20 protein-coding genes are annotated in these 25,267 nt (G+C 61.9%); 8 read left to right on the plus strand and 12 right to left on the minus strand.

What is annotated here, in order from left to right; genetic code table 11:
* The first annotated feature begins 26 nt into the window (after positions 1-26).
* Positions 27-599, plus strand: a complete 573-nt coding sequence (locus CJU94_RS39785) for a hypothetical protein (RefSeq protein ID WP_007180433.1) — start codon at positions 27-29, stop codon at positions 597-599.
* Between the two features lie 331 nt (positions 600-930).
* Here CJU94_RS39785 and CJU94_RS39790 read toward each other — a convergent pair whose 3' ends face one another.
* From CJU94_RS39790 to CJU94_RS39810, 5 genes are all read right to left on the minus strand, one after another.
* Entirely contained in the window at positions 931-1,929 is a 999-nt protein-coding gene (locus CJU94_RS39790) for a formamidase (RefSeq protein ID WP_095423935.1), read from the minus strand.
* 265 nt (positions 1,930-2,194) lie between these two features.
* Positions 2,195-3,655, minus strand: a complete 1,461-nt coding sequence (locus CJU94_RS39795) for an amidase (protein WP_095423936.1) — start codon at positions 3,653-3,655, stop codon at positions 2,195-2,197.
* A gap of 48 nt (positions 3,656-3,703) precedes the next feature.
* Entirely contained in the window at positions 3,704-4,858 is a 1,155-nt protein-coding gene (locus CJU94_RS39800) for a porin (protein WP_095423937.1), read from the minus strand.
* Between the two features lie 134 nt (positions 4,859-4,992).
* Positions 4,993-6,009: an alpha/beta fold hydrolase gene (locus CJU94_RS39805; RefSeq protein ID WP_095423938.1), complete on the minus strand. Its 1,017-nt coding sequence runs from the start codon at positions 6,007-6,009 to the stop codon at positions 4,993-4,995.
* An 81-nt stretch (positions 6,010-6,090) separates the two neighbouring features.
* A complete protein-coding gene (locus tag CJU94_RS39810) occupies positions 6,091-7,419 on the minus strand; it encodes a cytosine permease (protein ID WP_095423939.1) in 1,329 nt (442 codons plus the stop codon).
* Positions 7,420-7,846: 427 nt separating this feature from the next.
* Here CJU94_RS39810 and CJU94_RS39815 point away from each other — a divergent pair, with 427 nt between their 5' ends.
* The 5 genes from CJU94_RS39815 to CJU94_RS39835 all read left to right on the plus strand — a co-directional run bounded on the left by CJU94_RS39815 (position 7,847) and on the right by CJU94_RS39835 (position 13,418).
* Entirely contained in the window at positions 7,847-8,884 is a 1,038-nt protein-coding gene (locus tag CJU94_RS39815; protein WP_095423940.1) for an aliphatic amidase, read from the plus strand.
* A 52-nt stretch (positions 8,885-8,936) separates the two neighbouring features.
* On the plus strand, positions 8,937-9,746 hold the full coding sequence (locus tag CJU94_RS39820) for a CbbQ/NirQ/NorQ/GpvN family protein (RefSeq protein WP_095423941.1): 810 nt from the start codon (positions 8,937-8,939) through the stop codon (positions 9,744-9,746).
* Between the two features lie 5 nt (positions 9,747-9,751).
* Positions 9,752-11,497 (plus strand): nitric oxide reductase activation protein NorD, encoded by a 1,746-nt coding sequence (locus tag CJU94_RS39825; RefSeq protein WP_095423942.1) that lies wholly within the window; start codon positions 9,752-9,754, stop codon positions 11,495-11,497.
* Between the two features lie 129 nt (positions 11,498-11,626).
* Positions 11,627-12,760, plus strand: a complete 1,134-nt coding sequence (locus CJU94_RS39830) for a transporter substrate-binding domain-containing protein (RefSeq protein ID WP_208645451.1) — start codon at positions 11,627-11,629, stop codon at positions 12,758-12,760.
* A 16-nt stretch (positions 12,761-12,776) separates the two neighbouring features.
* Positions 12,777-13,418 carry an ANTAR domain-containing response regulator gene (locus tag CJU94_RS39835; RefSeq protein WP_095423944.1) on the plus strand — a complete coding sequence of 214 codons (642 nt, stop codon included), beginning with the start codon at positions 12,777-12,779 and terminating at the stop codon, positions 13,416-13,418.
* A 512-nt stretch (positions 13,419-13,930) separates the two neighbouring features.
* On the opposite strand, the gene CJU94_RS39845 is transcribed toward CJU94_RS39835, so the two are convergent.
* From CJU94_RS39845 to urtA, 7 genes are all read right to left on the minus strand, one after another.
* The gene (locus CJU94_RS39845; protein ID WP_095423945.1) at positions 13,931-14,281 is read right to left on the minus strand and encodes an FmdB family zinc ribbon protein; all 351 of its coding nucleotides are present in this window, start codon (positions 14,279-14,281) and stop codon (positions 13,931-13,933) included.
* Positions 14,282-14,309: 28 nt separating this feature from the next.
* Positions 14,310-15,548 (minus strand): formamidase, encoded by a 1,239-nt coding sequence (gene fmdA, locus CJU94_RS39850; RefSeq protein WP_095423946.1) that lies wholly within the window; start codon positions 15,546-15,548, stop codon positions 14,310-14,312.
* Between the two features lie 81 nt (positions 15,549-15,629).
* Entirely contained in the window at positions 15,630-16,319 is a 690-nt protein-coding gene (gene urtE / locus CJU94_RS39855; RefSeq protein WP_095423947.1) for an urea ABC transporter ATP-binding subunit UrtE, read from the minus strand.
* 11 nt (positions 16,320-16,330) lie between these two features.
* Entirely contained in the window at positions 16,331-17,074 is a 744-nt protein-coding gene (gene urtD, locus CJU94_RS39860; RefSeq protein ID WP_095423948.1) for an urea ABC transporter ATP-binding protein UrtD, read from the minus strand.
* A complete protein-coding gene (gene urtC, locus CJU94_RS39865) occupies positions 17,071-18,249 on the minus strand; it encodes an urea ABC transporter permease subunit UrtC (protein WP_095423949.1) in 1,179 nt (392 codons plus the stop codon). Before urtC ends, urtD begins: the two co-directional genes overlap by 4 nt.
* A gap of 85 nt (positions 18,250-18,334) precedes the next feature.
* On the minus strand, positions 18,335-19,252 hold the full coding sequence (gene urtB / locus CJU94_RS39870; protein ID WP_095423950.1) for an urea ABC transporter permease subunit UrtB: 918 nt from the start codon (positions 19,250-19,252) through the stop codon (positions 18,335-18,337).
* A 62-nt stretch (positions 19,253-19,314) separates the two neighbouring features.
* The gene (urtA, locus tag CJU94_RS39875; RefSeq protein WP_095423951.1) at positions 19,315-20,592 is read right to left on the minus strand and encodes an urea ABC transporter substrate-binding protein; all 1,278 of its coding nucleotides are present in this window, start codon (positions 20,590-20,592) and stop codon (positions 19,315-19,317) included.
* Positions 20,593-20,778: 186 nt separating this feature from the next.
* On the opposite strand from urtA, the gene CJU94_RS39880 reads away from it, so the two are divergent.
* Both CJU94_RS39880 and CJU94_RS39885 read left to right on the plus strand, forming a co-directional pair.
* Positions 20,779-24,210 (plus strand): ATP-binding protein, encoded by a 3,432-nt coding sequence (locus tag CJU94_RS39880; protein WP_095423952.1) that lies wholly within the window; start codon positions 20,779-20,781, stop codon positions 24,208-24,210.
* A complete protein-coding gene (locus CJU94_RS39885) occupies positions 24,203-25,183 on the plus strand; it encodes a response regulator transcription factor (RefSeq protein WP_095423953.1) in 981 nt (326 codons plus the stop codon). The genes CJU94_RS39880 and CJU94_RS39885 overlap by 8 nt, the downstream gene beginning before the upstream one ends.
* Positions 25,184-25,267 lie beyond the last annotated feature (84 nt).

A 25,267-nucleotide genomic window follows, 5' to 3' on the forward strand; every position in this document is an offset into this window, starting at 1 on the left:
ATTTGATTCACGATGAAGGATGCCCGATGCTGCCAACGCTCCGCATGAACCGGAATTTTGTCGAGGCCTTGCTGGCCGAGCGCGCGCCCTGCTTTGCGATGGGACTCGTGGCCGAGGGCCAGACGCACTATGCTTGCCTGGCACTGCGGCCGGTGGATGACATTCCGAACGACGTAACACGCAGCGGTTTCAACTTTGGCCACTCGATACGCGGCACCGACGACTTCGAGGTCGTACACTTCGGCTTAGAGTTTTACGGCTACCGCATCTTCAATGCGCTGATCAATCCGAGCAACTTCATCGCCAGGACAATCCTGTCGCACATGGTCGACACGAAGGCGTTTTTCTTCTTCGCGGTCAACCCGTCAGGCGGTGTGACGGTGTTCAAGTCCGGCATCGGTGAATGCAGCCTGGACAGCATCGAGTCTAATCTCGAGCGGATACTGCGCTCGAGCACGTCCGATGCTCAGTACGACGCGGCGCTGACAACGTTCAGCGACCATCCAGATCCGGTCGGGCCGATGCTGCACTGGGTTTGCCGGGACTGCGAAGATTGTCTCGACCTGTCCCACAATGTAATCGAACTGGGCCCCGCGTAACGGTCCTGATGGTCCGTGTGACCGAGACCGTCATGTCACTCACCGGACGTCGCTCCAACATTCTTCGGCTGGAATAAGCCGATTAATGTTCACAATGTGGAACGACGGAATTTTCTGGGGTTCCGGCGTAGATCCCCAAGTACCACCAAATATTTCGGCTGCAGACAGACCGCCCAGGACGTCAAGAACAAAAAAACCCCGTAGAATCAATCTTCTACGGGGCTTCTTTGGACTTCCTTGGACCACTTCGGACGCTAAACTGGTGCGGCGGGGGCACGCTCGGTGCGAACCCGAAAGGCGACGGTTCAGTATCGGCAAGTGTCGGTGCCCCTCAGCGCTTGTAGTGGCGCTCAGGCGGTGGAAATCCGCATGAGGTACCGTCCGTCACGCGTACGTCGGCTTCCCACGGCAACCGGTATGCCCTGCGCACCATGTCCTGCATGAAGGTGTAAGGACAGTCGCTTGCGCCGCCCTTCACCGCGACGTAACCGCGATGCCCGAGCTGATAGATGTTGTTCTCCACACCCCAGTGAATGCGTGCCTCACGGACGAGATCGGGCCTCATCTCGCAGGCGATGATCTCGTCCGGACGATGGCTGCCTTCGACGAGGACTGTGCCGTCGAAGTCGCAGAACATGCCTTCACCCATCGAGTCGAACGTGCCGTCAGTGCCGCATAGACAAACGCTCGCCGTCTGCGCAAGGTTTTGGAACGCGTTGGACTGGTTCGTCACACGCCACGCGTGACGAATCGGGGCCGTGTAGCCGGCGGTTCGGATGATGATCTCGGCGCCCTTGTACGCGGCCTCGCGTGCCATCTCCGGAAACATGCCGTCATGACAGATGACGAGTGAGAGGATCGCGCCCTTAGGGCCGGTGCAGACCGGCACGCCGAGATCGCCCGGCTCCCACGGCTCGACCGGCACCCATGGATGCAACTTCCGATAGAAGAGCTGCACCTCACCGCGATCGTCGATGATCAGGCCGCTGTTGTACGGGTTGCCTTCAGGATTGTGCTCCATGATCGAGAAGCAGCCCCAGATCCGGTGTTCGACGCAGGCGGCCTTGAACGCGGCCACTTCCGGGCCGTCGAGGCGACACATGATCGCGTCATCGGTGCTCATCGACAGGCCGTGCAGCGCATATTCGGGGAACACGACAAGATCCATCGCTGGGTTGTTGCGCCGCGCCTTGCCGACCAGCTCGGCGATGCGCTGCGCTTGCGCGGCCAGTTGCGCCGGCGTCGACACATCAGGGTTCTGCAACTGTACGAGGCCCACTACAATGCCGTTCGGCGACTTGTTCAGTCCGCCCAGTCCGCTTGAACTCACTCGTCACACTCCTGTATGCAAGGTTGCGGGCGCGATGGCCCGGGTTCGGTTTCGTCGCTGTCGCTCGGCCAAATGACGGCCGGCACGCCCGCTCCGCGGTCAGTGCGTGAACGCGAAGCCGGGCAGCGGACATCAGAGTTCAATCTTGGATACAAGTTCATATTCAGGCAGCTTCCATGCCAACGGGTCTTGAAAACGCTGTTCGAACTCTTCGTCAAGCAAATGTTGCTCGGTCGATTTATTCATCACGTTCCCACTCCCTGAATTACTGCGAGAGACCGGCCTGCGCAAGCAGTTGCGGCCAGCGATTTCGCCAGGGACGGGCCTGCTCAAAGGCCGCCGAGGCACGAAGCACCAATCGATCGTCCAAATGACGTCCGACAATCTGCAAGCCAACGGGCAATCCGTCATCGGTGAAACCTGCCGGCACCGATGCGGCAGGTTGCCCGGTGAGGTTGATCGGATAGGTGAACGAGAGCCACTGCGTCGGCGCGACCATGCGGCCCTCAGTCTTCTCCGGCCCCTGGCAATGAACGGGAAACGGGGGAACGGTCAGCGTGGGGGTGAGCAACAAATCATAGTGATTCATGAAGCGCCACATCTTGTTGACCACGGCCTTGCGGGTCAACATCGCGTTGGTGAAGTCTTCTGCCGTCCAAGGATGGTTGAGAAAGGCCACGAGGTGCGGCGACATCTTCTGACCTAACTCTGCTGCCATCGCGCGCATGCCCCTGAGGTCCGTGTCCATCGCAACGATGGCCCAAAACGCATCAAACGGATCGCTCCATCCGGGATGCGCAATTTCGACGGTACAGCCGAGATCGCGCTCGAAGACGCGCACAGCCTCGTCGACGATGCGACGCACGCGCGCATCGACGGCGGCGTAGCCCCAGTCCGGACTATAAGCGACCCGCAACCCTTTGAGGTCGCCGTCAAGCGACTTCATCCAGTCGAAGTCGGCGCGCGGCAGTGAGTGACGATCGCGTGGATCCGGGCCTGCAATCACGGATAGCATCAGCGCGCTGTCAGCTACCGTGCGACTCATCGGGCCGATGTGCTCGAGACTCTCCCAGCTTGAAACTCCGGGATAGCGCTCGTCGCGGCAGCCGGGATACAGCGGAACGCGCCCCATGGAGGCCTTGATGCCATAGATGCCGGAATGTGCCGCGGGGATTCGGATCGACCCGCCACCATCGCTTCCAATCGCAAACGGAACTTCGCCACTGGCCACCGCTGCGCCGGAGCCGGCGCTAGAACCGCCCGGGGTGAGGTCCAGATTCCAGGGATTGCGCGTGGTTTCGAAAATCGGATTATGACCGACACCGCTGTACCCAAATTCTGGAACGTTGGTTTTACCGACGATGATGGCGTCGGCCTTCTTCAGGCGCTCGACGACAACGTCATCTTCGTCTGGAACGAATTCCTGATACGCGGCCGATCCGGACGCCGTCCTGATACCGGCCGTGCACACAAGATCCTTGATGCCCACCGGTACGCCGGCCAGCGCGCCGATTTTCTCACCACGCAGGATGCGTGCTTCGACCTCGCGCGCATTCTTGCGCGCGGCTTCGGCCGTCACTGTGCAAAACGCGTGAATCGAAGGCTCGAGTATCTCCATTCGTTCCAGATGCGCATCGACGACTTCTACCGGTGAAAGTTGCTTCGTGCGGATCGCCTCGACAAGCTCGGTCGCAGCCATCCCGCAGATCTGTTGCTTGACGGTCATATGTGCATCTCCTCGACTGTTAGGGAACAGGGCGCAACATCGCGTTCTTTAGAAACTGTGACGGATCCCCACACTGACCTCCGTCTGGCTGCTCGTCGCCGAAGCATTGGCCGCTGTGATGATGTCCGCGTAGGCGAGGCTCAGGCCATTGCCGCCCGACACGTGCTGATAAGCCGCTTCCGCGTAGAGCGTCGTTCGCTTGCTCAAATGATAGTCGGCATCGATCGTGATCTGCTGATTGTGCAGCGTGGCAGCCGTCGAACCGGAAAGATGCTCGTTCGTCAGCGTGTAGCCGGCCCCGAGACTGAACGCGCCGCCCAGCGGATAGTGGCCATAGACGCTGTAGTTGTCGAAGCGCAGATCCTCGCCGCTGATATCGGAAAAGGACGATCCGCCAGTCGCAAGAGAGAGGTAGGTTGAGTGCGTATAAAGAAGGCCGACTGCGCCTTTCCCGATGTCGAAGCTGGCGCCCGCGCCCAACACGCGTTGATTGGCGGCAGGCAGGATAGCCATATTCGAGCCGACGGCACCACCGCTAGCGTTCGGGCCGCTCGCCGGATTGGTCGCGTCCATATAGGCCGCGGCAACGTGGAACGGGCCATTGTCATAGCCTGCGCCGACGCTCAGAAGGCTATTACTCGTGAACTGGCCGGCTTCGTTGGAAAAGCCGTACATGGCGCCGACATGCCAACCGCCGATGACAGGACTCTCGTACTTGACCGAGTTGCTGACCGTGTAGCCGCCGCCGACGTTGTCGTTGTCATAGACATGCGCCGACATGTTCCCCCCGAACGAGCAGTAGGCCGACAGCGGACAGAGATAATCGACGATGGGCGTGTACTGCTTGCCGAACGTCACCGTACCCCAGTGGTCATCCGCGAGGCCAACCCATGACTGGCGCCCGAACAAGTCGCTGCCGAACGGGTTCGAGCCGTTGCTGATCCCAAATTGGCTTTCCAGCTTGAAGATGGCGTGCATACCGCCGCCAAGATCCTCATTGCCGCTAATACCCCAGACCGTGGTGCTGTTTGCCCCGTTTGCGAGTCCCCAGGCGGAACCTGCATGCCCATTGCTCTTTTCGCTGTTGGTGTACTGGAGGCTTTCATCGAGAACGCCGTACAGCGTTACGCTGCTTTGCGCATGAGCGACGGAAATGAGTGCGCTCGCAAACGCGGTCGCTGCCAAGTATTTCTTCATGGACATGATGAACCTTTATCTACATCAATAAATATAAATTAGTAATTCTAACCATTCTTACAGCGACGTTGCAGGCCGTCCGTCGTCGGGCGCCGCGCCAACGGTCTTCCGGTTGAGCGGCCCCCGTTCGAAGCTACCGTTCAGCTCGCGAGCAGCTCACGCAACGCCTTATCGAGCACTTCAATGTCGACGGGACTCGTGCCCGGACCGCCGGCAAAGTGCCCCCAGATGGAGTCGACAACGCGCAGCTCGGCGTTGGGCATATGCTTGACTTCGAACTCGCTGTCTTCGGGCGGGAAGTAGAGGTCGGTCTTGCAAGGCATCACGATCGCTTTCGCGCGGATCGACGAAAGCGCCTTGACGAAGTCGCCTTTGTAGATTTCGTTGTCGCTGATATCGCCGTTTTGCCAGGTCCATAGCATACCGAGCAGATTGTTTGCGTCCTTCGACAGCAGCCAACCCTCCCAGAATCCGACCAGAAAGTCTTCGAGCGTCGCGTAGCCGAGTTTTTCGAGATCGAGCTTTTCGCGGTAGAACGTCTGAGACAGACCCCACCCCGCATATACGCGCGCCGCCGCACGCAAGCCCTTTTCCGGCTGCACGTCGTACCAGCCGTCGCGGAACGCGGCGTCGGCGGTCAACGCTGCCTTGACACCTTCGAGGAACACGAAGTTGTGCCGCGAGCATTTCGAGGTACCCTGAAAGGGCAGGATTCGCTCGACCATCTCCGGATAGAGCGCGCCCCAGTGAAACGTCTGCAATGCACCCATCGACCAGCCAGTCACGAGCGCGATCTGTTCGATCCCAAACAATTCCGTGACGAGCCGCCATTGCATACGCACGTTGTCGTACGCGGTCGCGTTAGGAAAGCGTGCTTTGCCGTATGGAGCGGGCGTATTGCTAGGCGATGACGAAAGCCCGTTGCAGAACATATTCGGCACGATGATGAAGTACTTGCGCGGATCAAGCGCCTTGTCCTCGCCGATCAGCCATTCATTCTCGTAGTGCTGCCCCGAATACCATGTCGGGTACACGATCACGTTGTTTTTGGCGGCGTTGAGCGTGCCGTACGTCTTGTATGCGAGCTTCGCGTCGGGAATACGCAAGCCGCATTGCAACACGATGTCGCCGAGAGAAAAGATTTTGTAATCGGACATGTTCGACCAATCCTTGATGAAGACACATTGATGTAGGCACGCGGGCATGGGCCCGCTTCGCCTGGCGACGCCATCGGATCGTCAAGCGCGATCCGCGGCCACGCTCGCTTTCTTCGACATCTGCGTGATCAATCCATAGGCGATCGCGCTAACGATGAATGCCGACACGGCCGTCGAAAGCGTGGGGACTTGCTTCTCGACGATATACGCCACCGCCGATCCGATCGCCCACGCGGCGAATGCCTGAGCACGCCACTGCCGGTCGATTTCGGCACCAGGCCGCGCAAGGTACAGATCGACAATCACGATCGCCCCGATCGGCGGAACGATGATGCCGAGCAGAGAGAGCCAGGGAATGAACAGCGCCCACACGTTGGCCGCCGCAACGGCGATTCCGACGGCGGCCAGGATGACTGCGGCCGTGCGCATCTTGACGCCGACGATCCTCGACCAGCCGACAGCGGAGTTATAGAGACAGTGGGCGCAAACGGAGCCAAGGCTGCAGAACAGGAAGACGACGGCAATCGCGCTCAGCCAGGTCTCGTGCTGATGGAGCATGTAGCCGAACATGTTGTCCATGGCGAACGGCTGCGGATCGGGCAATGCGATGGCCGCCGTCATGATGCCGCCCATCAGCATCGCATAGCAGTTCGCGAACGGAAACGCCGTAAACGTCGCAACCAACGAGTCGCGGCCGTTCTTCGCCCAACGATTGAAGTCGGGCGACACTGTGCCCGCGTCGACGAAGAGGCTGATGACGATCGTCAGTCCGACGCCGAATGCCATCGACGATGCCGGGTGCGTGCCGCTATACGCGAAGACGGCGCTCCAGCCCGTATGGCCTGCGGCATCGATGGCCACCCAGGTCCCGAGCACGAGAAAGAGCGGCACGGAGATCATGCCGAGCCAATGAAGGCCCCGTATGCCGACGAACGTCACCGCGAGATACAGCACACCCGCAATGCACGTCATCGCAAGATAACTCGCCCCCGACGATGAATGAATGAGATTGCCCGTGATGCCGGTCTGCACCGCGTACCATCCAAGCAGCAGGCTGGAAAGCAGGCCCGAGGCCAGAGCGTAGCCCTTGCGCCCGAAGACGCGGCTCGCAAGCAGCGCGAAGTTGAGCCCGTGCTTCGCTCCCAGACCGCCGAGCAAAGCGACATACGCGAACATCAGCACATTTCCGAGGAGCATCGCGGCCAGCGCACGGCCGAAGCCCATCCCTGCGACTAGGATGGAGCCGGTCATTGCACTGGTGATGATCATCGGAAAGCTGATCCATACCGTTGCTACCGATAGCATACTGCGCCGCGCCGCCTGCGGAACCGGCGCGCGTTCGTACTCTTCTCCGAGCACATGCTCGAGCGCCGTTTCGCCGTCGGCGCCTATCGATTGTGGAGATGACATGACGTACTTTTCCCAATGAGGCCTGTGCCGATATCGCATCGGCGCAGATTCGAGTTGGCCAAAAAAAAAAGCCCACCCAGACGCCTTTTTGGGCGCTGGGTGGGCTCTGTTGCCCGTTGCATTCGTCGCTGTTGACGAACCGGTTGTCGTAGACGTGCCGAAGCATCGAGCGACGAAAATGCGTTGTCAAGCGATTTCGCGGAGTGTCGTGCGGACTGCATGTGCAGAGCGAGCGCGTCGTGTCGATCACAAGTTTCATATCGCTTGACAACCGTTCGGCCGTTTCGTAGCCTACTTGCCAATCAACGTGTCGCCCTGCCGCCAACATTGCCGGCAAGGCGCAAAAGGCAACAGAGCCCGAACAGACCTGCGAGTCTGCTCGGGCTTTTTTTTGGGTCGTTTCCCGCCCAAACTCGGAGAAAAAGCAATGCGTCATGGTGATATTTCCAGCAGCAACGACTGCGTCGGCGTGGCTGTCGTCAACTACAAGATGCCGCGCCTTCATACGAAGGCGGAGGTGCTCGAGAATGCGCGAAAGATCGCGGACATGGTCGTCGGCATGAAGCAGGGGCTGCCGGGCATGGACCTCGTCATCTTCCCCGAATATTCGACGCACGGAATCATGTACGACCCGAAGGAGATGTACGAAACGGCGTCGACGGTGCCGGGTGCTGAAACTGAGATTTTCAGTGCGGCTTGCAAAAAAGCCAACGTGTGGGGCGTCTTCTCGCTCACGGGCGAGCAGCACGAAGAACATCCGCGCAAGGCGCCGTATAACACGCTCGTGCTTATGAACAATCACGGCGAGATCGTCCAGAAGTATCGCAAGATCATGCCGTGGACGCCGATCGAAGGTTGGTATCCCGGCGACTGCACTTATGTTTCGGAGGGTCCGAAAGGGCTAAAGATCAGTCTCATCATCTGCGACGACGGCAACTACCCGGAAATCTGGCGTGACTGCGCGATGCGCGGCGCGGAACTGATCGTGCGCTGCCAAGGCTACATGTATCCGGCCAAGGAGCAGCAGGTTATGGTTGCGAAGACGATGGCGTGGATGAACAACGTCTACGTCGCTGTGGCAAATGCCACCGGCTTCGACGGTGTGTATTCGTACTTCGGTCATTCGGCGATCGTCGGTTTCGATGGGCGTTCGCTCGGCGAATGCGGGACCGAGGAAATGGGCATTCAGTACGCCGAGCTTTCGGTCAGTCTGCTACGCGATGCGCGCAGGAACATGCAGTCGCAGAACCATCTCTACAAACTGCTGCACCGCGGCTACACCGGCAAGATCAATTCCGGCGAGGACATCCATGGCGTAGCGGCTTGTCCATTCGAGTTCTACGGCAAGTGGGTCAACGACCCTGAAGGCACGCGCCGCGCGGTGGAGGCGCTCACGCGTGCGATGCCCGGCACGCCTGAATGTCCGGTCGAAGGTATTCCGCACGCCGATCCGGCCCACCGGTAAAGCATGCTGCGCGCCGGGAAACCGGCGCAGCGATTCACGAGGGATGACGCCAATGCAGGATAACCTTGCTCAATACAGAATCAGGACGGAGCCTTACTACCGGCCGATCGATCAAGAGATCGAATTATTTGCCGCGGCTTACTCGCAGCGCTTGCCGATAATTTTGAAAGGCCCGACAGGGTGCGGCAAAACGCGCTTCGTCGAATACATGGCGTCGCGACTGAACAAGGCGCTGGTGACAGTCGCATGCAACGAAGACACGACCGCGTCCGACCTCACCGGTCGCTTTCTGCTAAACGGCGACGGCACCGAGTGGCACGACGGACCGCTGACCACCGCCGCCCGCTATGGCGCGATCTGCTACCTCGACGAAGTCGTCGAGGCACGCTCGGATACGCTCGTCGTCATTCACCCGCTGACCGACGACCGCCGTATGCTGCCGCTCGACAAGCGCGGCGAATTGATCCACGCGCATCCGGACTTTCAGTTGGTGGTGTCCTACAACCCCGGATACCAGGCATTTGGAAAAGACCTCAAACCATCGACCCGGCAACGCTTCGGCGCAATCGAGTTCCACTACCCCGACGAGGCCGCCGAAGCCGATATCGTCGCGCACGAAAGCGAAGTCGATCGCGATATCGCCATCAAGCTCGTGCGCATTGCCACCCAGTCGCGCAAGCTTCGTGGCCGGGGATTGGCCGAAGGCATATCGACACGCATGTTGGTGCATGCTTGCGGATTGATACGCGGCGGAATTGACGTTCATGCCGCCTGTGCGCTCGCCATGACGCGCCCGCTCACCGACGACGAGGAGGTGCGGACTGCGCTCGACGGCTTCGTTCGTGCGCAGTTCGGAACGTGATTGACATGCCGAACGAACGCGCAAGCGACAAGCTATCGGCAACCGCACAAAGCGGCGCGGCCGCATCGTTTGCCGGCACCACGCGCATGCTCGAATGCTACGCCGCGGGATTCGAGCTTCAGTATGCCGATTCGATTGCCGCGCCGGCCGAGCAGAGAGCGATACGCGTCTCGATCGACACTAACGTGTTGGCCGAGACTGGCGGCGCGCCAACACGCACTTCGATTAGCGCAGGCACGATTCGCATTGCGCAGGCGCCTGCATGCGACGGCCCGACCGCGGTGCGACTATACGAAGCGTCCGTCGCTCACGCGCTCGCGCATTTGCGCTACTCGCGCCGCGCTTCGCCGATCGGCTCGCGCGGACCGCTGAGGGTTGCCGTAGCGTCGTTGATCGAGGATGCGCGCGTCGAACGTCTGCTGATGCGCGAGTATCCGGGCCTGCGCGGCTTGTGGGGCAAGTTTCATGCGGCGTCGTGGGAGCACGGCCCGCTGACCTTCACCTCACTCGCGGCGCGGCTCGCCCGCGCCCTGCACGATCCCGCCTATGACGACCCCAACCATTGGGTCCGCAAAGGGCGCGAACTCGTCGAAGAGATCGCGTCGCGTGCCGACGATACCGCCGCCTACGAGGAAGTCGCTGACATACTGGCAGTCGACCTCGCGCAGATGCGAGTGCGATTCGACGCTTCATCGTACTGCGTCGAGCCGCCCTATCGCGACGACAACACCTACTTGTGGGCAGCCGAATGCGAACCCGTGCACGCGCGAATGGAACAGGCCTCCGGTGCGGTCGATCAGGCAACGGCGCGGCCCGACATGGCGGATAGTCCGATTGCGCACGACGACACACCACCGCCTGGCACAATGCTGCGCGCTCACCGCTATCCTGAGTGGCACGCCCGGGTTGGCCTTGTCTTCGACGATTGGACCTGCGTCTATGACCGTGAGCGCACAACGGAGCCTGCCCGCGACGGCGACAGCGCGACGCGCAAGAACGCTGACAGCGGACGAGCGCCGCCACGCTGGTGGTATCGGCCGGCCGAGCGCCTCCGCGGACGATTCGAAGGCGACGAGCTCGACCTGGGCGCAATCATCGACTACGGCGTCGCGCGACGCATGGGCGTGCCCAACGAGGGCAAAGTGTTTCTGCAAAAGCGGCGCGTGCGGCCGAGCATGTCAGTATTGCTTCTGCTCGATTTTTCCGCATCGACTGGCGACCTGGTTGAAGCTCGGGACACGACCGTGCTGGATATCGAAAAGGAGGCCGCGGCAGCGATCGCGACTGCGCTCGACTCGACGTCCACGCGCATCGCGCTGCATGGCTTCGCGTCGAACGGCCGCCACGAGGTCCGTTATCTGCGCATCAAGGATTTCGACGAGCCGTTCGCCGAAGCGCAGCGCCAGAGGCTGCAAGCGCAGCAGGGTGCATTCTCGACGCGCATGGGCGCCGCTTTGCGGCATGCGGCGACGCAATTCGACGACGAGAACAGCGAGGCAAAGGTGCTCGTGCTCGTCACGGACGGCGAGCCGTCTGACGTCGACGTCCACGATTCCTCTCATCTGATCGAAGACGCCCGCCATGCCGTGTCAGGAGTGTCTGCGCGCGGCATCCTGCCGTTCTGCTTCGCCCTCGACAGAGATGCGGACCGATACGTCCGGACGATTTTCGGCTCCGATCGCTGCATGGTGCTGAGCGGTGTGGCGAATTTGGCGTCTCACGTCAGCAAGGTGATCGGAAGCCTGATATGAGCGAGCGAACACATGGCGCCGGCATCAATCGCGTCCGCGCTTTTTTGGTAGGAGACAATGAAGGCTCGGCCGCACGGCTCTCCGTTAATTGAGACTAGGCGAACCAACCGAATACAGGCGCGCACAACCGTGGCACATACCAACACAATCAAGGTAGGGGTATTGTTTTCGAAAACCGGCATTACGTCGGCGATCGAGTCGTCGCAACTATATGGGACGCTCTTCGCGATTCGCGAAATCAACGATGCCGGCGGCATCGCAGGACGCGAGCTCGTGCCGATCAGCTACGACCCAGGATCAGATCCCGTTAAATATCGCATGTTTGCAGAGCGACTCATCCTGACCGACGATGTTCAAGTCATTTTCGGCTGCTACATGTCGAGCGCGCGAAAAGCCGTGGTGCCGGTCGTCGAGCGCTGGAATCGGCTGCTGTTCTACGGCACGCTTTACGAAGGCTTCGAGTACTCGGAAAACGTCATCTATACCGGCGCGGCACCCAATCAGAACAGCGTGCAGTTGGCCGATTTCATGACGTCGAACTTTGGTGCGCGCATCTATCTGGTCGGCTCCAATTACATCTTCCCGTACGAGTCGAACCGCATCATGTCGGACCTGGTCTCGCAGTACCGTGGCGGCGCGAAGCTTGGCGAACGGTACGTGCGCCTCGATGCCACCAAGGATGACTTCGCCGAAATCGTCGAGGACATTCGCACGACCCGCCCGGATTTCATATTTTCGACCGTGGTCGGCGACGCGACGCAGCACTTCTATCGCGCCTACGCGCACGCCGGCCTCGATCCCGCATCGATGCCGATTGCGAGCCTGACGACCTCGGAAGTCGAGGTCGCGCAGATGGGCGACATCGCGGAAGGCCATTTTACGGCGGCACCTTATTTCCGTTCGATCGCGTCATCAACCAATCGGCGCTGTCTGGAGAAATTCGGCCGAATGCTCGGATCCGAAACGATACCGAACGCAAGCTGGGAAGCGGCCTACTTTCAGGTCCATTTCTTTGCGCAGGCAATGCGTGCGGTTGGCTCGGCCGACATCGAGACGCTGATGCCCGAGTTGCTCCGCAGCGAATTCGACGCGCCGCAGGGTCGTGTCAGTATCGACCCATCGACTCACCATACAAATTTAAATCCGCGCATCGGACGTGTGAACCGCGAGGGAGAATTCGACGTCGTATGGGAAGCGCCGGCACCTATACGGCCGGATCCCTATCTCGTCGCCCACACACTCGGTGACTGGATGGTTCGATGACGAGCGGGAGCAGTGAATGAATGACGAAGACCAAGCTGCCCAAGGCGAGCCAGCGCCGGCCTTGCCGCTTTCTCATTCGTTGAGGGATTTGCGGTCGCTGCGCGTGTGCGTGTTCCATCCGCACGACCACGACGGTGCGCAGCTCACGCAGCAGCTGCAGCGCATCGGGTGCAACGTGCACGCGGTCTGGCCGCCGTTGGCGTCACCGCCGCCCGGCACCGACGTCGTTTTCATCGCGCTCTCTCCCGACATATTGAGTGCCCTCGACGACTGGTGTACGGACGATGAGGCGCCGCCGACGATCGCGGTTCTCAACTACGAGAACCCCACCGTCATGGAGGCAATGCTGCGCATCGACGCAAAGGCCGTCGTCACCTCTCCCATTCGGTCCTTCGGACTTCTAAGCGCCCTCGTCCTAGCACATGAGATCGGCCGCGAGCGCAAGAAGCTGCGCAAGCGCATCATGCGTCTCGAAGAAAAGCTCGGCAGCGCGCGCAAGGTCTCGGAGGCTCAGGACATCCTCTGCCGTCAGCGCGGCGTCAGCAAGGACGAAGCGTACCGAATCATGCGCGAGCAAGCGATGGCCAAGCGCATGACGGTCGAGGACATCGCCTCCGCCATCACCAATGCGAACGATATCCTCTCGCCCCGTCACTGACGGCACGTAGGCGAGCCGCGGGCAAGACCCCGCCGTGTAGTTATCGGCAGTGAAAGCAGCATAAGATATGGCCTGCGGCAGTGCGGCTTCGGTTTGAGCTAGCGCGCTGCCCCACCACGTAGCCGCAACGCAGCGCAGGCGCAGCAAATGCGGCAAAACGCCGCTCGCCCTTGGCGATGAGTACCAGATCGAACGTGCCGTTTCAGTCCCGCCTCGCAATGCCGACAAGGCGTTCCGCAGTATGCCGGTCCGCGCCGCCATCAGCATCACGATTCCGGCTTCGACGTCGGCCTCGGGATAGTGGAAGTCGATGGTCGCAAAGCGTTGTCGCGTCGAAGACTTCAGGTCTTTCGTGCCGCTCTGATAGCCCGGGTTGATCAGCATGAAGTCGGGATGTGCGTGCAGGAGTTCCCCTGCTCCAGCTGAAGGTCGTCGATACCGTCCGTTGCGCGCGCAACGGACGTGCGACCGTGAAAAAGGCGAGGGCTCGCGCCCTCACGTGTGATGGGCGTTCAATGGCTGATCATCCAGGGGCGCCCACCGCCGCCGGGGCTCTTCAACCCGTTCGGATTCGTCCCGCCGCTCGCGCCCGCGAGCGACACCTTCGCGCCGGAGCAGCATCCGCACCCCGGCCGGTGGCGTGCCGGCATCTCGCTCGAATGGCGCGGCGCGTGCGCCGCGCGCTCGTTCGTCGCGTGTGCGTTACGCTGGGCACCGGACATCAGCGCGAGCGCCGGCGCGCTGACGATCCGCGACGCCACCGCGCCGCATTCGGGGCACTGGCCCGGGCGATCGCGCTCGGCCATGCTGCGCATGACGGCAAAAGAACCGCAGCTTTCACAGTGAAAGTCGTAGATCGGCATGGCTTGCCCCTTGCGTAATGAATGGACGTCAGGACCTGACGATGTCCGGAGAGATCGGCAGATCGACGCCGCCTTTCACGTGCCTGACCGGGCCTTCCGTGTTCGGCCGGATATCGAAATCGAAGATCTGCGTCGGCAGCCACAGCGTCGCGCAGGCGTTTGGAATATCGACGACCCCGCTGATATGCCCCTGGACCGGCGCGCACCCGAGGAGCGAATACGCCTGAGCCCCGGAATAGCCGAACTTCTTCAGGTATTCGATCGCGTTCAGGCAAGCCTGGCGGTACGCGACGTGCACGTCGAGGTAGTGCTGCTTGCCACTTTCGTCGACCGAGATGCCCTCGAAGATCAGATAGTCGTTGTAGTTCGGCGTGATCGGGCTCGGTTTGAAAACCGGATTGCGGATGCCGTATTTTTCGATTCCGCCCTTGATCAGACTGACGCGCATGTGCACCCAGCCCGCCATCTCGATCGCGCCGCAGAACGTGATTTCGCCGTCGCCTTGGCTGAAGTGCAGGTCGCCCACCGACAATCCGGCACCCTCGACGTAAACCGGGAAATAGACCTTCGAGCCGCGCGACAGATCCTTGATATCGCAATTGCCGCCGTGCTCGCGCGGCGGCACCGTACGCGCGCCCTCGGCGGCGGCCTTCGCCTTTGCGTCGCCTGTCAGCTTGCCCATGTGCGCGGTCGCAGCGAACGGCGGATTGGCGAGAGGCGGCACGCGGTTCGGCTCCGTCGCAATCAGCGCGGCTTCGCGCGCGTTCCACGTTTCGAGCATCTTCGGGTCCGGCAGGCAGCCGATCAGACCCGGATGAATCAGCCCGGCGAAATTCACGCCGGGAATGTGGCGCGAACTCGTGTAAAGCCCGTGAAAATCCCAAATCGCCTTCTGCGCGTCCGGGAAATGATCGGTCAGGAAGCCGCCGCCGTTGGACTTCGAGAAGAACCCGTTGAAGCCCCACTGACTGTCCGGCCGCGCGCCGATGTCGAGTAGATCCACGACGAGCAAGTCGCCCGGCTCGGCGCCGCGCACGCCCACCGGCCCTGACAAGAAGTGCACGATCGACAGGTCGATGTCGCGCACGTCGTCGGCGCTGTCGTTGTTCTCGATGAAGCCGCCAGTCCAATCGTACGTTTCGAGGATGAAGTCGTCGCCCGGATTCACCCAGCATGCCATCGGGATGTCGGGGTGCCAACGGTTATGAACGTTCTCGTTTTCGTAGGCGGACTGGTTCAGGTCGACCTTGATCAGGGTGTCAGGCATCTCGCATTCTCCTTGGTTCAATGGCATGTACGTGCGCGGCGCCCCACCGCACCGCGTTGAACGGCATGTTTTCGCCGGTGGTCAGACCGACAGGTACTCGCGGATCCGGTCCGTATCGCCGGAGTCGCGCGAGGTCTGGTGTACGAAACGCCCGCCTTCGATCACGAACAGCCTGTCCGCGACGTCAAGCGCAAAGCTCAGCACCTGCTCCGACACGAGGATGGCGATGTCGCGCGTCTTCCGGATTTCGTTCAGCGCCTTCGCGATGTCCTTGATGACCGACGGCTGGATGCCCTCGGTCGGCTCGTCGAGCAGCAACACTTTCGGGTTCGACACCAGTGCCCGCGCGATCGCCAGCTGCTGCTGCTGGCCGCCCGAGAGATTGCCGCCCTTGCGCTTGCGCATGTCGTAGAGGACCGGAAAAAGCGCAAAGATTTCGTCGGGCACGCGCAGGCTTTGGGCGTTTTCGAGCCCCGTCTGGATGTTCTCCTCGACGGTGAGCGCCGAAAAGATCTGCCGCCCCTGCGGCACGTAACCGATGCCCTTGGCGACGCGCCGATAGCTTTCTTCCTTCGACACGTCCACCCCGCCCACGCGCACCGAACCGCGACCGGACGGCAGCATCCCGATGAGCGCCTTGAACAGCGTGGTCTTGCCCATGCCGTTTCGCCCCATGACGGCGACGGTTTCCTTGCTCGCGACATTGAATCCAATGCCGTGCAGCACCTCGCTTTGCCCGTAGCTGACAACCAGATCGTCGACTTCCAGCATGTCCCCTCCCTTCAATGCCCGAGATACACGTCGATCACCCGAGGATCCGCCTGCACCTGTGCCATCGGCCCCTCGGCCAGAATCTTTCCCTGGTGCATCACCGTTACCTTGTGCGCAATGCGCTCGACAAACGCCATGTCGTGTTCAATGACGATCATCGAACGGTTCCGGCAGATCCGGTCGAGCAGCTCGGCGGTGATTTCACGCTCGCGCACGCTCATGCCGGCAATCGGCTCATCGAGCATCAGCAGCTCCGGGGCCTGCATCAGCAACATGCCGATTTCGAGCCACTGCTTCTGCCCGTGCGACAGCAGGCCGGCTTCTAGATCGAGCGCCCGCGCCAGACCGGTTTCCTCCGCGACCGCCTGGACGCGATCGGCCACCTCGGAATCCTGCTTGTACGCCAGCGCACCGAAGACGCTGCGCCCGCGCGGGAACGACACTTCGAGGTTCTGGGCGACCGTCAGGTTTTCGTAGATCGAAGGCGTCTGAAACTTGCGCCCGATGCCCTTTCGCACCCGCCGGTACTCGGCCAGCTTCGTGATTTCCTCATTGCGGAACTTGATGCTTCCGGCCGTTTCCTTCGTCTTGCCGCAGATGAGGTCGAGCAGCGTCGTCTTGCCCGCGCCGTTCGGACCGATCACGACGCGCAGCTCGCCACGTTCAAGATAGAGATTCAACGAATCGATCGCCTTGAAGCCGTCGAACGACACAGTCAGGTCTTCGATCGCCAGCAAAAAGTCCGTGTTGCTCATCGCTCGTACTCCTTCTTCCCGCTGCCGCCCAGCAGACGCTGAAAACGCGGCCGCACGTGCTGCTCGTACAGTCCGGCAAGCCCGTTCGGGAACGCCATCACAACGCCGATGAACATGGCCGCCATCAGGTACAGCCACAGATTCGGAAAGCTTTCCGAGAACCACGACTTGCCGAGATTCACGAGCACGGCGCCATACACCGCGCCGACGAGCGACATGCGCCCGCCGATCGCGGCGTAGATCACCATCTCGATCGACGGGACGATGCCCACGAACGACGGCGACATGAAGCCCACCTGCAGCGTGAACATCGCGCCGCCGATCGCGGCGAGCAGCGCCGCAACGCAAAACGCGAAGACCTTGAACATCGAGACGTCGTAGCCCGAGAAGCGCACGCGGTCTTCCTTGTCGCGCATCGCGAGCAGCAGCGTGCCGAGCTTGCTGCGCTGGATCCAGCGGCAGCCGAGCAGCGCGGCGAGCAGCAGCACCGCGTTGACGAAATAGAGGATCAGCTTGGCCTCGTTCGACTGGATGTCGAAGCCAAGCAGCGTGCGCAGGTCAGTGATCCCGTTGACGCCGCCGGTGTAGCCCTGCTGGCCGATGATCAGCACCGACAGGATCAGCGCGACCGCCTGCGTGATGATCGCGAAATACACGCCGCCCACGCGCCGTTTGAACATCGCGTAGCTGATCACGAACGCGAGCGCTGTCGGCACGACTAGCGCCGCGAGGATCGCGAACGGCAGCGAGTGGAACGGCTTCCACCAGAACGGCAGCGCCGTCACCTGGTTCCAGTCCATGAAGTCGGGAATGCCCGGCGTCGTTTGCGTCTTCGTCGAGATCGGATCGGACGCCTCGAGCTTCAGGAACATTGCCATCGCATAGCCGCCGAGCCCGAAGAACACGCCCTGCCCGAGACTCAGCACGCCGCCGTATCCCCACGCGATGACGAGCCCGACAGCGACGAACGCATACGTCAGGTACTTGCCCATCATGTTGAGGCGAAACGCGTCGAGAGCGAGCGGAAAGATCACGAGGATCACCACGGCCAGTATCGCGATGCCGCCATAACCGGATGCGTCGACCCAGCGCGCCAGCACGCGCCAGCCTTTCGCCGGCGCCGGGGAAGCGGCCGGCGCGGACGCCCGGTCCGCCAATGGATTCATGGGTTCCATGTCCGTCTCTCCGAACAGGTTGGTGAGTGACGGGAAATCAGTCGGTAGCCGTCAACGGGCGCCCGGCGAGACCCGGAAAAGAAAGTCATGCGCGCCGCACCTTTGAAGCGAACAGGCCTTGAGGTCGCAGCATCAAAATGCCGACGACCGTGAGCAGCGTGAGCACGCGGGCCGTGGACCCCGAAAGGAAGAACTCGCTGATCGACTGCATCTGCGCGATACCGAAGGCCGAGGCGACCGTACCCAGCAGGCTCGCCGCGCCGCCGAACGTGACGACGAGAAACGAATCGACGATATAGAGCGAACCGCTGGTCGGCCCGGTGGAGCCGATCGCGGTAAAGGCCGCGCCCGCGACGCCCGCGACGCCGCAGCCGATTGCGAACGTCATCCGGTCTGTGAGCTTCGTATTGATGCCCGCGGCGTTGGCCATCGGCCGGTTCGCGACCGTCGCCCGCACGCGCAGTCCCCAGCGCGAGCGGTAAAGCGCAAGCAGCAATCCGCCCGTCATCATCAGCGCGAGGCCCATCACGAACAGGCCGCTCACCGGAATGTCGAGCCCCTGGGCCGGCTCCCACGAGCCCATTAGCCAGTCGGGAAGTGCGGGGCTCACTTCCTTCGGCCCGAACGTCGAGCGAAACACCTGCTGCATGCCAAGGCTCAAGCCCCAGGTGGCGAGCAGCGTATCGAGCGGACGCCGGTACAGATGCCGGATCAGCGCCCATTCAGCGAGCCAGCCGGCCGCGAATGCGAGAAAGAACGCGGCCACGATCGCAAAGATGAAGTAGACCGGCGTGAACGCGTGCCACACGTTCTGCGCCACCCACGAAAACATGTAGACCGTGTATGCGCCGATCGTCATGAATTCGCCGTGGGCCATGTTGATCACCCCCATCTGGCCGAAGATCACGGCCAGCCCGAGCCCCATCAGCAGCAGGACGCTGAACAGGCTCAGGCCGGCGAACCCCTGCATCAGCGTAATGTTGAAAATGTCTGTAGCGGACATCGCAGTTCTCCTGAGGCGGGGCCGCCCGAGCGCGGTCCCCGCCGTGCTGACGGTTGCAGCAGTTACATGTAGCCCTTCGGGAACGGATTCGGCTGGATCGGCTCGGCGGATTGCGCGACAACCTTGAACTGGCCGTCGGACTGTCCCTCGCCGATCAGCGAGCGGCTCCACAAATGGTGATTCGCGTCCACCTTCGCGTAGCCCTGCGGCGCATTCTTGAGGTCGATGCCCGCTGAGACGGCCACCACCTTGTCCACGTCGAAGCTGCCGGCCCGCTCGCACGCGGCCTTCCAGATCCACGGGCCGAGGTAGGCCGCCTGCGTCACATCGCCGATCACGGCGTGCTGGCCGTACTTCGCCTTGAATGCGGCGACGAACTTGCTGTTGTTGTCGTTGCTAAGCGACTCGAAATACTTCATCGACGAATAGAAGCCGGCAAAATTGTCGCCACCGATGCCGAGCACCTCATCCTCGGTGACCGACAGTGTCAGCAGGAGCTGCTTCTGCGGCGTGATGCCCGCTGACTTGAGCTGCTTGTAGAACGCGACGTTCGAGCCGCCGACGACGGTCGCCAGAATGCAGTCCGGCCGCGCGAGCTTGATCTTGTTCATCAGCGAGTAGAAATCGGTCGTGCCGAGGGGGTAGTACTCCTCGCCGACCACCTTCGTGTGCAGATGCTGCTCGATATGGCGGCGTGCGATCTTGTTCGAGGTGCGCGGCCAGATATAGTCCGAGCCCACGAGGAAGAACGTCTTCGCCTTCTTCGTCTGCGACGCCCAGTCGAGCGCCCAGAGAATCTGCTGAGTCGCCTCCTGGCCGGTATAGAACACGTTCTTCGACTGCTCGAGACCTTCGTAGAACGTCGGGTAATAGAGCAGCCCGTTATCCTTTTCGAAGACCGGCAGCACCGCCTTGCGCGAGGCCGACGTCCAGCAGCCAAACACCGCCGCGACGTGATCGCTCTCGAGGAGTTTTTTCGATTTTTCGGCGAACGTCGGCCAGTCGGACGCGCCGTCTTCCTGAATGATCTGGATCTTGCGGCCCAGCACGCCGCCCATTGCGTTGATCTGGTCGATGGCGAGCCGCTCCGCCTGGATCGACCCCGTCTCCGAGATTGCCATCGTGCCCGTCGCCGAGTGCAGCTGACCGACCGTCACGGTCGTGTCCGTCACCGCGAGGCCGGTCGTGTTGACCTTCGCTGTCGGCGGAACCTGCGCGAACGACATGCGCGGCACGCCTAGCGCCATCAGCGGCGCGGCGGCCAGCCCGCCCAGCAGGCGCCGGCGCAGCTGCGAGGGGGCTTCGGGTGCATCGTCTTCGAATCGATCGTCTACGGCCATTACATTCTCCTTGTCTGATCCGCTTGGCTAGCGGCCGGCAGGTCCCCGCCGGTGCGTGGGCAGAATGTAGGAAGCCAATATGGCGACCGAAATACGTCGATTGACGTATTTCCTCCGATGCGACTGGTACGTACTTTGCTTCTCGCCTCCTCTCGGCTATCCGTGCACTAATAAGGATCATCCGGCATGGCACAGATGCACCAACCCGCATCGCCGCAACCCACGACGCAGCGCATCGTCAAGATCAGGCGCGACTACAACGCGTGGGTCGGAGACGAAACACTCGAGGACTACGCGCTGCGTTTCACTCCGCGCTCTTTTCGGCGCTGGTCCGAGTTTCGCGTCGCGAATACTGCGATCGGCGCGGTATCGTTCCTGGTGCTCGAAGCGATCGGCGGCGCGCTGGTGGTCAATTACGGCTTTACCAACGCGGTCTGGGCCATCGCGGCTGTCTCGATCCTGATTTACTTGACCAGCCTGCCGATCAGCTATTACGCGGCCCGCTACGGCGTTGACATGGACCTGCTGACGCGAGGCGCGGGCTTCGGCTATATCGGCTCGACGCTGACCTCGCTTCTCTATGCGAGCTTCACGTTCATCTTCTTCGCGCTCGAAGCGGCGATCATGTCGCTCGCCCTGCAGCTCTACCTCCATATATCGATCGACGCTGCCAATGTGATCAGCGCGGTCGTCGTCATTCCGGTAGTGATGTTCGGCATCACGCTGATCAATCGGCTGCAGAGCTGGACCCAGCCGCTGTGGCTCGTGCTGTTCGTGCTGCCCTACGCCGCCGTGCTGTGGCGAAACCCTGGGCTGCCGGCCGAATGGACAACCTTTTCGGGGTTCGCGCTGCATGGGCACGAGTTCAACCTCCTCGCGTTCGGCCAGGCCTGTACCGTCGTGTTCGCGCTGATCGTTCAGGTGGGCGAGCAGGTGGACTATCTGCGTTTTCTTCCGCCGCTCGGCGCGCATAACCGAAAGCGCTGGTGGATCGCGCTTCTCACCGCCGGCCCCGGATGGATCGTTCCCGGCGCGCTCAAGATGCTCGGCGGCGCGTTCCTCACGTTCGTTGCGATCCAGTACGAAGTCGATGTTCCGCACGCGGCACAGCCGACGCAGATGTATCTCGTGGCCTACCACCAGCTGCTCGATCCGCTCGGGCTCGCGGCGTGGGCGCTGCCGGCGATGACGCTATTCGTCATCATCTCGCAGCTCAAGATCAACGTGACGAATGCCTACGCCGGCTCGCTCGCATGGTCGAACTTCTTCGCCCGGCTCACGCATAGCCATCCGGGGCGCGTCGTGTGGCTCGTCTTCAACGTGCTGATCGCGCTCCTGCTCGTCGAAATGGGCGTGTTCGAAAGCATCGGCAAGGTGCTGTCGCTGTATGCGAACATCGCGATCGCGTGGATCGGTGCCGTCTTCGCCGATCTCGTCGTCAACAAGCCGCTCGGTTACAGCCCGCGCCACATCGAGTTCAAGCGGGCTCATCTGTACGACATCAATCCGGTCGGCGTCGGCGCGATGCTGATCGCCACGATCGTCGCGGCGCTCGCCCATAGCGGGATGCTCGGTGAGCTCGCGCAGGCAATGTCGTCGTTCATTGCGTTCGGCGTCGCGTTCGCCTGCGCACCTGCCATCGCGATCGCCACGCGCGGGCGCTACTATCTGGCGCGCGAAGGTGAGCCTCCGGAGAACGGCGCGACGCGGCGCTGCGTGATCTGCGAGAACGAATTCGAGTACGACGATACGGCGCACTGCCCCGCATACGGCGGCACGATCTGCTCGCTGTGCTGTTCGCTCGACTCGCGCTGCAACGACCGATGCAAGCCCCACGCGCGGTTCGGATCCCAGCTCAGCGCAGCGGTCCACCGGCTTTTCCCGCGCATCGCGCCTGGGCCGACTGCGTTACGCCTCGTCCACTATGTCAGTCTCGTGGTTGCCATGTTGGTGCTGTTCGCCATCGTGCTGTACCTCGTCTGGTCGCAAAGCGTGAGCTCGCTTGCCCCGCCGGATTCGCACGCGTGGCGGGTGCTCACGCATAGCTATGTGAAGATCTTTTTCGCGCTCTCGCTGATCGGCTGCATCGCCGCCTGGTGGCTCGTGCTCGAGCGGGAAAACCGGCGCGTCACGCAGGAAGAGTCGCAGCGGCAAGCAGAACTGCTGATGCATGAAATCGACGCGCACCAGAAGACCGATGCGGCACTCAAACGCGCGACCGCGGCGGCGGAGTCGGCCAACCGGGCCAAGAGCCGTTACGTGACCGGGCTGAGCCACGAACTGCGCACGCCGCTCAACAGCATCCTCGGCTACGCGCAATGGCTGCTGCAGTCGAAAGACGAAATGCCGCCAGGCCGGCATCACGCGATCCAGACGATCCATCGAAGCGGCGAACATCTGCTGGCGCTCGTCGACGGGCTGCTCGACGTCGCCCGTATCGAAGCCGGCAAGCTGCAGCTGAACGTCACGAAAGTGTTGCTGCTGGATTTCATCGCGCACGTCACGTCGATGCTGCGCCCGCAGGCCACTGAAAAGGCGCTGAACTTCGACGTGCAAACCGTCGGCCGCCTGCCGCGGATCGTGAAAACCGACGAGAAATGCATGCGCCAGATTCTCACCAACCTAATCGGCAACGCGATCCGCTTCACGCCCGCCGGTACGGTCACGCTGCGGGCCAGCCATGCGTGGGATACGTTGACGTTCGAGGTGATCGACACCGGCCCCGGCATTCCGGCCGCGGAAATCGAGCGGCTTTTCATGCCCTTCGAACGCGGTCATGCCGCGTCCGAGTACGATCATGGCGCGGGCCTCGGGCTGACAATCTGCCGCCTGCTGACGCAGGCGCTCGGCGGCAGCCTCGAAGTCGACAGCGATGTCGCCCAGGGGACGCGCTTCATCGTCAAGCTGTTCGCGCCTGAGGTGCATGCGGTGGAGCCCACGCGCACGGAACTGGCGGACATCCGCGGCTACCACGGAGCGCGACGCACCATTCTGGTCGTGGACGATTTGCCCGAACAACGGGCGATCGTCGTTCAGCTCCTCACGCCGCTGGGCTTCCTGATCGCGGAAGCGGGCAGCGGGCCGGAAGGGTTGCGCTGGCTCGGCACTCACACGGCCGACGCGATCATCATGGATATCTCGATGCCCGAGATGGACGGCTACGAAACGAGCCAACTGATTCGCGAGCGTCAACTTAGCGCGGCGCCGATCGTGTTGCTCTCCGCCAATGCCTTTGCAGACGACCGCGAGCGCGCAGCGATGATCGGCTGCGACGACTATCTGGTCAAGCCGCTGCAGGTTCCGTTACTGCTCGACAAACTGGCAAGCCTGATGAAGCTTGAGTGGATCGTATCGAACGTGCCAGCCGAAGCGCCGATTCCGGCATCATCCGCGCCGCCAGAGAACAGGCCCCGACTGCCGCAAGCATTGCGTACGAAACTCAAGACGCTGCTCGACATGGGGTACGTGCAGGGCGTAATCGAACAGCTCGACGCCACGGCAACGGAGTTGCCTGAACTGCGTGGCCAACTGACGTCGCTGCGCTCGCTCGCACAGCGCTTCCAAATGACTGAGCTCGCGCATCAGCTCGAGCTTTTCTCCAGCGACTCCCATGCTTGAAGAATCTGTTTGCCTCACCGGGTCCGCTCCGTCCGATTTTCCCGGGGACCGCACCGTCGTCCTGATCGTTGACGATACACCGGACAACCTGGCGCTGCTCTCCGACACGCTACAGGCCGCGGGCTACGCCATCCTCGTCGCCCTAAACGGGCAAGCGGCACTCAAATGCCTTGCTCACGTCACCCCGGACGTTATCCTGATGGACGCAATGATGCCCGGCATGGACGGCTTCGAGACATGCAGACGTCTGAAGCTCGACAGTCGCCACGCGCATCTACCCGTGATCTTCATGACGGCGCTCACGGAGAGCGAACATGTCGTGCAAGGTTTCCGCGTCGGCGGCATCGACTATGTGACGAAGCCGGAGAAGCCCAGCGAGGTTTGCGCACGTATCGCGGCGCACGTGCAACGCGCGCGCGCGCAACAGTATGCAGACGCGGTCCTGGGTCTGGAAACGCGTGCGGCGCTGATCGCGACCACTGACGGCACGATCCGGTGGCAAAATCCGCAGGCGGCGCGGCAACTTGCCCGCTACGAAGACGCGCAGACTGAAACCGGTGACCCGGCCGAGGCGCCGTCCTCCTGTTTGCCTCCGGGATTGCGCCGATGGCTCGCATCGTGGGTCGAAAACCGCTGCGACGCCCAGGCTGTCCATGAAATCAACGCGAACGGCGTGCGCCGCACGGCCCGCGTCACCGACAGCCCTGTGCGCGGCGAATGGGTGATGACTCTCGAGGAGTTCGACGATGTCGCCAAGACGACTTCGCTGGCGGCCCAATTCGGAATCACGACCCGCGAAGCGGAAGTGCTGCTGTGGCTGTCGCGCGGCAAGACCAATCGCGACATCGGGGACATACTCGACATGGCGCCGCGCACGGTCAACAAGCACCTCGAGCACCTGTTCCGCAAGCTTCACGTGGAAACGCGCTCAGCTGCAACAGCGCTCGCTATCAAGGCCGGGAGCCGGTATTGAAGGCGCGCGGCAGCAGCAAATTGACGCGCTGGCCCGCTGCCCCTCAAGCGGATCATCACATGCGAACGCTGCAACGCGCGTCGA

The sequence above is a fragment of the Paraburkholderia aromaticivorans genome, assembly GCF_002278075.1.
In the GTDB taxonomy this organism is placed as follows: domain Bacteria; phylum Pseudomonadota; class Gammaproteobacteria; order Burkholderiales; family Burkholderiaceae; genus Paraburkholderia; species Paraburkholderia aromaticivorans.